Below are 13,823 nucleotides of genomic sequence, written 5' to 3' on the forward strand. Positions count from 1 at the left end.
ATATATATCTCCTTTAGCTTCTTTTATTATATTTTTTACTATAAATAAACCAACTCCATGACCATTTTCTTTTTTAGTGGTAAATCCTTCTTCAAATATATTATTTAAATTTTCTTTAGAAATTTTAGGGCCATTATTAAATATAGAAATATAATATTCTTTTTTATCTTCACTTATATCTATATTAAGTTTTCTATTCTTTTCTTTACTAATAAGAGCTTGTACACTATTATCAATAATATTAGATAACACCTTACAAAATTCCCAAGGTTCAATAGGTATCTTATCTAAATTACTTTTTACTTCTATACATATATCTATATTGTACTTTTCTGCCATTTGCATTTTAGCTTGTAATAATGCATTTATAGCTGGATGAGCAGTTCTTAAAACTTTACTTACTTTTATTATATCTTTATATACAGGTTATAGTGATAGGTAAGCCTTTGAAATTATCTCTAGCTTTTCCCCCACTCCACACCGTACGTGCGACTTTCGCCGCATACGGCGTTCCAACAATTTGAACTTTTCATTTAATTAAATAACTGAATTTCCTACTAACTTTCTTAAAAAATTAACTTTTTTCAAACCTTTATTATCCAAATTTAAAACATTTAGATACTTAGCTATTGTATCTAAGTTTGTACTGTGTATAAGCTTATGAACCTGTGTTGTTAACCACACAAGATTCTTATATTCATCAGTACCACTATTCAATCAAAGGTATCTTGCATATCATAATACTCATTGCTTCTTAGTAATTGTCTTTTCTCTAAGGTTAAGCTTTCCTCCAAGTCTACTAATTCCTCCTTGTACTAAGTACCTTCGGGTTCGTATCTCTTAGTCTTACTCGAACCTTGGATTATTCAGTATTTAATTATCAATGAACAAATTGTCTAGTGGCTATTGCTAGAATATCATTACAATATTCATTACAGCTTCATGCCACCGCTCTCACTTGGATTAAGATAAGTTATACACTATAGTTTTCCTTATCAATATTTCAACGGTGGTAAAACCTCAATATTCCAAGCTTTCCTTGTTCCGATATTACTATCTATACATATACCCTTAGGTCGTTGGTATGAGTCTGTAAGCTTGATAGTGCCTGTAACACTATATGGAGTTTCATAACATAGACTTTTACTATTCCACACTCACTTCACTTATTTGTGACATATTCATTTCTGAATATTAAATTTTTAGACCCGTACATTCCCAACTTTGTCAGTTCTTATAAACATACTAACCATAGGCATTTCTAGACTCTAGACCTATCACCACTCGGCTGCCTCCAGTTCGCATTTCCTCAGCATTATCTGTTAGGGTGGCTCTTAGTCATTTTAACGAGCTTCTAACCTTTTGATATTTACCTACCAAAACGCTAGTCGTACCTTTGAGAAGGCATTTCAAGACGTTACTCTATCATTCTACCTTTCGTAATATCAGTTCTAATAATTTTATAAATTATTAGGCTAGTTTTATAGTAAACCCTCGCTTACCTTTGTCTAGCAACAAGTCGCACCTATATAATTTTTAGCTTCTTTAAATTCTTCAAGTTCTAAAAGACCATAAATAACCTGTATATGATTTAAATAATCATGTCTTTGTTCTCTTAATTTTCTATTTAAATTTTGAATATTATCCAAATTTTCTTTAATATATTCATCATTTTTTTTATAAAAAACAAAACAATATAATGTTAATGTTATAATCACATTAAAAATAATTAATATAATTAATGAATATACTAAGTAATAACCTTCATTACTATAAATTTTTAGCTTATTACTTTCACCACTATAAACAATTAATATAGATACCAAGCTTAATTGAATTAAATTTAATACAAAAGCTATTAATAAAAATTTTTTTATATTTTTATTACCTTTTGTATTTCTTTTAAAATATTTTTTAAAAATATTCATAAAATTATTCCTTTCTAAAATAATATACTCCCTATATTTTAACAATTTTCATTATTTATATCTATGTATAATTATTGTTTAAATAATCTTTCTTTCTATTTATTCCTTTTAAGCTTTTTTACTTTTAAAAAAGTACTTTAAGACTATATCCTTAAAGCACTTTGTATCTCTAATATAATTAATTAAATTTTTCTTTCAATATATTCATTAATAGCTAATTGTAAATTTCTTCTTGATTGAGTTAACATTATTACATCTGCTGTAATATTATTTTGTAATTTTTCACACTGTTTTATTGTGTTTAGCAAGTCTTTTTTTGATCCTATTTGGAATTCACCTATAGAAGTTCCTTCTTTAGAATTATTGTATAACGAATATGCTTCTTTTATTTTAATTGCTAATTCATTTTTAGATTTTTCTAAATTATCTCCTGGAGTACTTATTGTAAATGAACAAGTTATGCTACTTGAAGAAAAAATATTTAAATCCTTCAATATTTTCTTTGCAATTTCTAATTGTCCTCTATGATTTACTTCTAAATTGCTATTAAGCCAGGAATCTCTTAATTCAGGTTGAGTTTGTTGTAATTTAAACCAATAATCATAATGATCTATTAATAATATCTTTTGATAATTAGCTATTTCTTCCAATACATTTATATATTCATCTAAATCTTTTCCATTAAATATTGGAGTCTGTAAAACAACTACAGCATTTAGCTCCTTTATTTTCGAAATAATATTATTTAAATTATTTTTAAAACTTAGAGCTGAAATTTCTTCATTATCTCCAACCATTAAAAATACTACTTTAGGATTAAACCTTCCTATTAAATTGTTAAAATCATTTAATATATCCACAGATGTAATATCCTTTGAAGACATATTTATCATGAATTTTTCTCTTCTTGTCATACTTCCATTATTTAATTCCCATCTTATTCTTTCTTCAACATGTTCCACATAACTTCTATGCCCATAAGTTGTACTCTTGCCTGCTGTAACATTATTCCCTACAAATATCCAAGCACCTTCATCATTAGATGCTATTATATTACTTATATCTGTTAAATTCTTTAATGCATTTTCATTGCTTATACTTATACATTCAGACTCAGTTAAATTATTATCATAAATATTTATATATGAAATAGCTCCTTTATAATACCATTCTCCTTCTGGTTTAGAGTCTAAATTTCTTCCTATACTTACTGTATCTGCAGAAGTTACTAAGCTAAAGAATCCTTTAGATGCTTCTGTGTGTATATTCACTCCATCTACATAAATTTTTATTTCCATATCACTTACATTAACCACAACAGTATGCCATCTACCATCATTATATCCTTTTTTACTAGTGGTTATATTAGTTGTAATAATTCCATTATTTCTAACGGAAAAATGAATTGCTCCTGAATTTATTGCTAAAGTAGCATTACTAGCATCCACTTTTGAATCTGATATACTAAAAATAGTTTTTGCATTCTCAAAAGTAGTAAGATTAAATCTTGCCACAATAGTTCCTTTTGATAATGTTTTTAATTTGCTTAAATCTTCAGTTTTTTCTATATATTCACTATCCATAAATTGTCTATCAATTTTATAATTAATTAAAGGAAATTTACTTAAACTTATAATTTCATCTTCTATTAAATTATTATCATAAATATTTACATAAGAAATAGTTCCTTTATAATACCACTCCCCTGCTGGTTTAGAGTCTAAATTTCTTCCTATACCTATTGTATCAGCAGAAGTTACTAAATTAAAAAATCCTTTAGATGCCTCTGTGTGTATATTCACTCCATCTACATAAATTTTTGTTCCCTTATCACTTACATCTGCCACAACTATATGCCAATTACCATCATTATATCCTATTTTACTAGTAGTTATATTAGTTGTAAGAACTCCATTATTTCTAACTGAAAAATGAATTGCTCCTGAATTTATTGCTAAAGTAGCATTACTAGCATCTGCTTTTGAATCTGATATACTAAAGATAGTTTTTGCATTTTCAGAAGTGCTAAGTTTAAACCTTGCCACAATAGTTCCTTTTGATAATGCTTTTAATTTTCTTAAATCTTCAGTTTTATCTATATATTCAACCCCTGTAAATTCTTTATTCACCATATAACTAACTAATGGTTCAATACCTTGAATATTATATTTAGGATATACTACTGTATCCACATATCTTCCTAAATCTCTTGGAACATTAATTGGATAGCTCATATTAGAAGTATAACTATTAGAATCCAACAAATCAAAATATTCAAATATTTTTTTTGCCATAGCTAAGTGTCCCTCTGCACTAGGATGTATAGCATCACTTAGCCATTTAGATTGAGTTGTAGAATCCTTAGCTTGTTGTTCTATCCAATATTTATAATGATCTATTAAAGGTAATTCTTCTGAAATTGAGATTTCTCTAACAGCATCCATATATTGTGGTAAACTTCCCCTGCTTCCTATAGGATTTATAGTATTACAAGTTTGTAATACTGGTATAGCTCCAATTCCTCTTATTTTATTTATTAAAGTTTTTACATTAATTTTATACTGGGTTAATGGGACCATATTATTGGCACAATCATTCATCCCAATTAATATTATTACAATTTTAGGATTATAAACCGCTATTCTTCTATGAAAATAATTTAATATATCTGTAGTAACGGCACTAGATACTCCTGTATTTATAGTGAAATTATTTTTCTTTAAATATTTCCCTACATATTCTCCTCTTATTCTCTCATTAAAATGTTCTGCAAAGCTTCTATGACCTTTAGTGTGCCATGCACCATGGGTTATACTATTCCCTACAAATACTATATTAAATTCCTCTGAACCTAAAAGTAATTTTTTTGCTTCATCATAATCACTTAAAACTTTTTTACTTAAAGTAAAATTTATTAAACTTGCAGCATAATTTTGTCCATCACCATGAAGTTTAATAATATTATTACCTTCATTCAAAAAAATAGAAATATTAATTTTTCCATACTTATTTGGATACATAGTATAATTTATACCTATATTAGTTCCATTAACATCTGCTGTAATAACTTTACTTTCAGTATCTAAATTACTATAGCTTAATTCCATATTATATTTAGTACTTTCACTTACAGATAAAGTTACTGTTGCTGCTCCATCATCTTTTCCTCCAATACCATTTACTATGCCTGTATTTAAATCAATTTTAGCACCATTAGAAAGAATTGCTGAAGTTAAATTATATTTAGGAATTATATTATCTTTTTTTATTTTATTAAACTCTAATAAATTTCCCCATCTTAAATAATTTTCATAATCACTAATGTTAATTTTCAAATTTTTACTATCCATATTAAGTTCTACCATAGCTACTTCATTATTACTTACATCTAAAAAAGTAAATGAATCTGTAGCTATACTTTCTAAAGTAAAACTGCCTAAGCTTGGACTATATTCAGAAGAATCTCCATAAAATTTAATTTTATTATCTCCTAAAATTAAATTTAAAGTTAAATTTAATTTTTCAATAATTCCATTAGTCTTAACTGCATTATAAATTAATCCTGTGCTCACTCCATTTATATCTACTCTAAAAATTCTATCTATATCTGGTGATAAATAACTAATATTCAAATTATATTTGCCTGAATCTTTTACATTTACCAAAACTTCTACATATCCTTTATCAATTCCTCCTATGAAACTAACAAAATTATTAGAATCTATTTTAGCACCATTTCCTAAATTACCTTTATAAACATAGTAATTCTGTAAAATTTCATTAGATGTACTTAAAGTTTTATTATCATCAAAAAATAAATTTACTCCTGGAACCTCAACTATGCTTTTACAAATATTTTGAAAACTTTCAAAATCTCTACTTACTTTTCCTGTCCAAGTTTTTTCTGTAATAATTTGCATAGCTGGCAATATTCTATAATAAATATCAAAATCATTTACTCCCTCTTTAGCCTCACTATTCCAAAAGGCAAAAGTTGCTCCTTTTAAACCAGAATTTGCTTCAAGTATTTTATAATTTTTAAAATCATTAACACTCCAATTATTGTATAAATATTCTATATTTAAATAATCATTATATGCCTTAGCTACTGAATCTATATATAATAAATCCTCTAAAGTATTTATTATTTCATACCCTTGTTTTAACATTTCATTTACATCACTATACTGTAAATTATAAATATTCATAATTACATTTTCATTTATTATAGATGTTTCTCCTAAATACTTACTTAAACTTCCCCATAATCTTGGTGTTACTCCATATTCATCCCTTAACTGTTTTAAATAATAATTAATACATCCCCTAAAAGATTCTATATACTCTTTATGATCATAATAATTATTAGCACCAATATGAAAAGAATTATGCCCTAATATTGGATCTTCTCCTGATAAATATTCTTTTAATAATATATCTATGAAACCATATATTTCAGGATTAGATACATCTAAATAATTTATTAATTCTCCACTACCTAAAGATAAATCTGGATTATATTTAACAAATGATAGTGCATTAGATAAAAGGTTTATCTCAGCAACCACTTCTATTCCATACTCTTTTCCTAACTTTATTAATCTTCTTAATTCATCCTTAGAATAATATCCATCTTTAGCTGTTATTTCTGGATAATTTTCCGATTCTAATCTAAAAGATGAATAAACATTTTTCCAATTATCTTCATTTATATCTAATAAATTATCATTTAAATGTATATGCAAATCATTAAGCTTATACCAAGCCATAATATCAAAAATTTTTATTAAATCTTCAATAGGAAAAAAATTTTTTGCTACATCAAGCATAAGTCCCCGTATTTCATACTTTGGAAAATCTCTTATTATACCTTTAGGTATTATATTATCTTTTTGTTTTATAATTTGAAGTATTGATTTTGTACCATAAAACAAACCATTCTTACTTATAGCTTCTATTCTAATATAATCCCTTATATAGATATAATATCCTTCTTTTCCTATAATTTCATCATCACAATAAAGTGTAAAATAGAAATCTCCCACTTTAGGATTTCCTGATACTATTTTTAAATCACTACCTACAATTTCTTCATAATCCCTTTTAAATTTATTAGCTATATTTGTTAGTTCATTTTCATAATTTGAATCTATAACAATTCTACTTATATTACTTGGTATAAAAACACCTGTCCCCCCAACCCATTCTCTTAAGTCTGGTACCACATCAGGCTTTTTATTATTTTCACTAATACTTTTAGCGTATTTACCAGGAATAAGTATTTCTATATCTTTAGTATCTATAAAATTATTATTTTGTTTTATTTTAAAAGCTACTAATACAGTTGTGTCAATTAAAGGTTCATAAATATTCATATCTTTATCTATAATTTGTTTTAAATCCGCTCCTATAAATTCTATAGTATATTCTGATGGTACTATAGGCATTTTAAGCTTTTTATCCCCTTTATTTACTATAGGAACAGTTAAAGTATTCATAATTGTATTAATATCTATGCTCATAACAGTCTCCTTTTATTTTTTTAAACTACAACTTAACTCATATTGAAAATGTACTCTTGATAAAATAAAGTTTCTAGTTCATTTAATAAATAATTCTTTATAAATATCAAGAGCATATTTTCATTTTGAGCTTAAAACTCAATTAGAAATATTCACTTTAACAGATTCATCATTTACTTTTTTTGTAGTTATTTTAATATTATTAACTAATTGTTCACCTTCTTCTAAAGAAAAAATACTATTATTATATTCAATAATATAATTTTGAGACGTATTATTACTACTTTCTAAATCTTCATAAATATTAAATATTTCTACATTTTTATTTTTTATAAATTCATTACTACTTTGTGTTGTACTTGTTAAAATTAAAGTTATAGTACCTAAACTTGGACCATAATTCGTTCCATCCCCATGAAATTTAATGGTATTTATTCCGCTATTTAGTTTTATTTCTATAATAAAAGTTTTAGCATCTGCTATTGTCCAGCCTGATGTCATCAGTGGAGTATATATACTTCCTGTATTTATTCCATTAATATCTATCTTTAAATTTCTGTTGGCATCTGCTCCTATATACTGAATAGCTAACTTATAGCTTCCTGAACTTGCTACATTTACTGTTACTGTAGTTGCCCCATCTCTTGGGCCTCCTATCCATCCCGCTACCTTTGTTCCTCCTGCATCCTCTATTAATGCTCCATTTTCTAGTACTCCATTTACAGCATTATAACTATAATTTGGATTATTTATTTCTGTTGATAATGGAGTTGTATTTATTACATTTATTCTTTCAGGTAATAAAATATCTTTTTCTATAGTTGTAACTAAATTATAAATATTAATAATTTTCATATCCTTATTTGCTTTAATAGTTACACTAAATTGTGCTTTTGCAATGCTTAAAGGAATTTTTCCTGTAAATAAGCATTCATTTCCTTTAACTTCCATAGTATCAAGTTTAATTAATATATTATCTAGCATTATATCTAAAGTTCTATTTCCAATTATACTAACTGCTTGATCAAATAAAATTTTTACTCCTATAGTTTCTCCTGCTTCATAACTTGTTTTATTATTTAAAAGAGCTATTGATTTAATTTCAGTCATAGTTTCAAAATTATATTTCATATATTCTAAATCCACAGCTATATAGGACATGTTTAAGTTAGGTGTGCCTTCATAGAATAACCCTATATTCCCATTTGGAAGTTCAGTTAAACAAGAATATGCAAAATATCCTTCTTTAATTACCTTGTTATATTTCCACTCAATTGAATATTTAGGTTGCCCATTACTATAGGTTCCACTTTCACTTATTAACCCTACTTTTATAGAACCATTACTTCTACTTGTTGCATCTGGATTAGCAAAAATAATAGCATCTTTTCCATCTACTTTATTGCTATAATTTATTACACTTAACTGACAATATGGCTCTCTTAATGCTGTATCTAATTCAACAGTTTTATCCCAAGTTTCACCATAATCAAAACTAGTAGCAATTCTAGCATATGCTGCTCTATTTCTCATAAACATTTTCAATTGACCATTAGGCATTTCCACTACTTGAGCTTCTGTAAGTTCATAGGCAGTACTACTTAAAGTTTCTGATGATATGGTAGTAGTACCTTCTACTCTTCCATCATTAGGGGATTCTCCTAATTTCCAAGTTACTCCATGGTCATCACTATATATTACAGCACTATTTTGTCTTACATTGCTATTTAAATAATAAACTGGGAATATAAGCCTTCCTGCTTTAACTCCATTTTTAATTTGTATTCCTCTACCTGGTCCTGTTCCTAAAAAGCTCATCCATTCTTTTTTAAATTGTCCTGATATGAAATTAGGTTTACTCCAAGTTTCACCTTCATCATCACTATAAATTAAAGCCAAATAAGATGTTCCAAAAGCTTTTAATTCACTAGTTGCTCCAAATATATTTCCAATTTTCACAGCATTTTTATATAAATTATTATCTCCATCAACGGTGTAGGCAGTAATTATTCCTGAACCATCTATTACTTTTCCATCTGGTCTTAAATAAAATTCCACATTACTTGAATTTAATAAAATCATACATCTTGTATTATTTATAGTTTTAAATCCACTTGCCCTTTTAGCTTGGAATGCTCCATATCCATGTGGAAAAGCATCTACTAATAAAAATATTCTTTCTGTTGTTTCATCTTGTAATAAACTTATATCTATAATAGAAGCTTGATCTGGATAATTTATTACAATTTTTCCACTATCCCAAGTAAGTCCTCCATCTTTACTTATTTTTATAGCACTATCAATATTATTTGGTGAGTCATGACCTCCTCCTATTCTAGCATCAATACCAGCTATAATATTTCCCTTTTTAGTAGTAATAAGCGCTGGAATTCTATAGTTACTAGAGTTTAAATCACCTGGCTTAAACACATCTATTACTTTACTTTTATAAATATAATCTGGTAATATATCTTCTTCATTAGGCTTTTTAGTTACACCAGTTTCCATTAAAAGATAGTCATTCTTTGAATTTTCTTTATAAATACCTAAGAACTCAATATTTCCTTTAAATACATATTCATTTCCTGAAAATCTTTTTGTTTTTCCAATAAACATAGTATCTAAACCTTTAATATCAGCTAAAAACTTAGTATTACTATCCTTTATTTCTTTTACTAATGCATTATTTAAATATAGTTCATAGCCTATTCCTTTAGTAACCTTAAAATCAACAGTATTAACTCCATTATTTAAAGTAACATCAGCATAAATATGAGCTAAATTTGTAGTTCCTTCACTAGTATTTCCTTCTATTATTTGATTTCTTATTTCCACGCCTACTCTTGAAGAAGTAACATATAAAGCAAAATATCCATTATTGGTTTTACTATTACTTATTCCTAAAATACTATGAACCTGTGACACATCTGTAGCATTAAATTTTGCACTAATAGACCCTTCTGTTAAATATTTTATTTCATTTAAATCTAAAGAAACTTCTTTTTCTTCTCCTATATTTACTATATTTATATTTTCATAGGCTTTTAAAAGATTTTCATTATCCATAGTTTCTTTATAAACCTTTATGAAATCAATATTTCCTTTAAATACATATTCATTTCCTGAAAATCTTTTTGTTTTTCCAATAAACATAGTATCTAAACCTTTAATATCAGCTAAAAACTTAGTATCACTATCCTTTATTTCTTTTACTAATACACCGTTTAAATATAAACTATATCCTAATCCTTTATTAACCTTAAATGCAATAGTATTAATTCCTTTATTTACAGCAACATCTACATAAATGTGTGCTAAATTTGTAGTTCCATCATTGGTATTTCCCTCTGCTGTTTGATTTCTTATTTCCACGCCTACTCTTGAAGATGAAACATACATAGCAAAATATCCATTATTAGTTTTACTATTACTTATTCCCAAAATACTATGAACACTAGATGTATCTGTAGCATTAAATTTTGCAATAATAATTCCTTCTGTTAAGGATTTTATTTCATTTAAATCTAAAGAAATATCTTTTTCTTCTCCTGTATTTACTATGCTTATATTTTCATAAGTTTTCAAAGGAAGTTGCAAACTATTTACAAAAGCACCTTCAATATTTAATTCTTCGTTAACTTCCATATCTTCAATATATAATTTATTTTCTACTTTAATATCTTCAGTTATATTAATAATTTTATTAAATATCCCTATAAAGTTAACATTGTTATTACTCTTAATAGTTAATATATACTGATCATTAGTTAAATTAAATGGTATATTACCTTTAAATATATACTCTTTTCCACTCTTAATTCTATCTATAGTAAATTTAATGGTTTCATTATTTATAACTACTTCTATTTCTTTATTACCTATGATACTTACTACCTCACTAAAATTTATTTTTAATGAAATACTTTCTCCAGCTTTATATAGTTTATTTTCTAATATTTCTATTTTTTCTATTTTAGGAGTAGTAACTAATATTTCAGGAATATATTTTATATATTCTATATTCATAGACATATATGACATTTGCTGGTTGCCTGTACCCTCATAAAAAACACCTATATTTCCATCTAGAAGTTCAGTTAAACAAGAATAAGCAAAAAAATCTGGCTTAATAACTTTATTATATTTCCATTCAATTGAATATTTAGTTTGTCCATTACTATAGGTTCCGTTTTCACTTATTAATCCTATTTTTATAGAACCATTACTTCTACTTGTTGCATCTGGATTTGAAAAAATAATAGCATCCTTTCCATCTATTTTGTTACTATAATTTATTACACTTAACTGACAATATGGCTCTCTTAATGATTTATCTAATTCTACATCCTCATACCAAGTTTCTGCTCCATCAAAACTAGTTGCAACTCTTACATATCCACCATTACCTGTGTTTCTCATAAATAATTTTAACTGTCCATTAGGCATTTCTACCACTTGTGATTCTGTTAATTGACTTCCACTAGATACTGTATCTGAGTTTCCTATTTGCCCTAATCTATTATCATTAGGTGATTCTCCTCTTTTCCAAGTAGCACCATGATCATCACTATAAATAATAGCACTTGATTGAAAATTTGATGAATTTGTATAATAAATAGGAAAAAGTAACCTTCCTTTATGCTGGCCATTTTTTATTTGTAGTCCTCTTCCTGGACCTGTACCCATAAATTTCATCCAATTCTCTTTAGTTTCTGGATTTAAATCTCTAGGCTTACTCCATGTTTTTCCGTCATCATCACTATATATAAGCACAAGAAAACTAGTACCTAGAACCTTTAATGGACTACTGGAAGTTAAAATATTATTAATTTTGCTTCCATTTTCATATAAATTGTTATCTATATCTAAAGTATAGTTAGTTGTATTTCCTGAACTATTATAAACTTTAAATCCCTCTCTTACAGTATATTTATTACCACTTGAATCATATAAGTTTAAATATTTTTTCCCATTAATATTTTCATAACCTGTACCTTGTATAACATTAGGAAAGCCATACCCATGAGCAAAATGAGTTACGGTTAAAAAAATTCTTCCTGTATCTCTATCTTGTAATAAACTTGTATCTATGGCTGATGCTGCATCAGGAAAATCTAAAATTATTTTTCCCATTTCCCAATTTTTATTTAGTTCTTTTCTTCTAATAGCAGTATCTATATTATTAGGAGAATCTCTACCACTAGATATTCTTGCATCTATAGCAGCTAAAACTGTTCCTAACTTTGTTGTGTATAAAGCTGGAATTCTATAATTATTAGAACCTAAATACTGTGGATAAAATATTTCTTCTACTTTGCTTTTATAAACACCTTCTGGTAAAATTTCTTCTGTTAAAGGAGATTTTGTTTCCCTAGTTTGTTTTATTAAATATTCATTTGGCAAAGGTTTATCATATATTCTTACAAAATCTATATTTCCTTTAAAAAGATATTCATTTCCTGAATATCTTTTAGTTTTACCAATAAATACTTTATCTAACCCTTGAATATTTGATAAAAAGCTAGTAATTCCATCAGTGGTTTCTTTTATTAAAATTCCATTTAAATATAAACTATAACCAATGCCTTTTGTTACTTTGAACGCAATAGTATTAATACCTTCATTTAAAATAGAATATGCATAAATATGGGCTAAATTTGTAGTTCCATCCCCAGTATTTCCCTCTGTTGTTTGATTTCTTATCTCTACCCCTACACGCGCTGACATGGCATATATAGAAAAATACCCATTAATAGTATTACTATTACTTATTCCTAAAATACTATGCACACTAGAGGTATCTGTGGCATTAAACCTTGCAATAATAGTACCTTCCTCTAATAACTTTAATGAATTTAAATCTTCACTTATATCCTTTTCTTCTCCAGTATTTTCCAAAGAAATATTATTATATTTCTTTAACTCTTTATTAACTTGTTTTACTTCTAAACTAGCAATATTATATAAATCAATTGTATTATTTAATGCTACTAATTTTATTCCTTTAGCTTTTATAGTTTCTCCTAAAGATAATTGATCATTTTTCAAATCTTTAATTATATCAATATCTTTAATAAAAAAATCACCATTATCTGTAATTGCATATATTTTGTATTTATTTGCTACATTATTTTTATTAATACTTCTAAGATTAATCTTAATAGCACTTATTTCTTTTATTTCTCCAAAATCAAACTTTAAATCTAGTCCAATCATTAACTTTCTCCTTTCTATTTAACTTTTAATTAGTCGGTTGCGGAATTCCGCAACCATTAATTCACCTAACTTTTTTGAAGTTAAGTTTTTATATTTTCCTCCAGTATGGCACAATATAAATAACAAGAAATAAAAACACCAACAGGAGGTAAATAAC

The 13,823-nt window shown here is 26.4% G+C and carries 5 protein-coding genes; all 5 read right to left on the minus strand.

The features are described from left to right. On the minus strand, positions 1-339 hold a 339-nt coding region (locus GBZ86_RS06900; protein ID WP_207707427.1), incomplete at its 3' end, for a sensor histidine kinase. Between the two features lie 198 nt (positions 340-537). After that, complete coding sequence (locus GBZ86_RS06905) at positions 538-717, minus strand: hypothetical protein (protein ID WP_234885130.1); 180 nt, start codon at positions 715-717, stop codon at positions 538-540. A 791-nt stretch (positions 718-1,508) separates the two neighbouring features. Next, positions 1,509-1,928: a Spo0B domain-containing protein gene (locus GBZ86_RS06910; protein ID WP_152889048.1), complete on the minus strand. Its 420-nt coding sequence runs from the start codon at positions 1,926-1,928 to the stop codon at positions 1,509-1,511. A gap of 182 nt (positions 1,929-2,110) precedes the next feature. Beyond that, complete coding sequence (locus tag GBZ86_RS06915; RefSeq protein WP_152889050.1) at positions 2,111-7,450, minus strand: family 20 glycosylhydrolase; 5,340 nt, start codon at positions 7,448-7,450, stop codon at positions 2,111-2,113. Between the two features lie 138 nt (positions 7,451-7,588). Then, positions 7,589-13,666, minus strand: coding sequence for a sialidase domain-containing protein (locus GBZ86_RS06920; RefSeq protein WP_152889052.1), 6,078 nt, complete (start codon positions 13,664-13,666; stop codon positions 7,589-7,591). Positions 13,667-13,823: the final 157 nt, after the last annotated feature.

Origin of the sequence: Clostridium tarantellae, from assembly GCF_009295725.1 — a bacterium.
Taxonomy (GTDB): domain Bacteria; phylum Bacillota; class Clostridia; order Clostridiales; family Clostridiaceae; genus Sarcina; species Sarcina tarantellae.

Bases quoted from the DNA above. Each gene is read 5' to 3' on its own strand.
- GBZ86_RS06910 (WP_152889048.1), bottom strand. From the start codon at position 1,928: ATGAATATTTTTAAAAAATATTTTAAAAGAAATACAAAAGGTAATAAA.
- GBZ86_RS06915 (WP_152889050.1), bottom strand. From the start codon at position 7,450: ATGAGCATAGATATTAATACAATTATGAATACTTTAACTGTTCCTATA.
- GBZ86_RS06920 (WP_152889052.1), bottom strand. From the start codon at position 13,666: ATGATTGGACTAGATTTAAAGTTTGATTTTGGAGAAATAAAAGAAATA.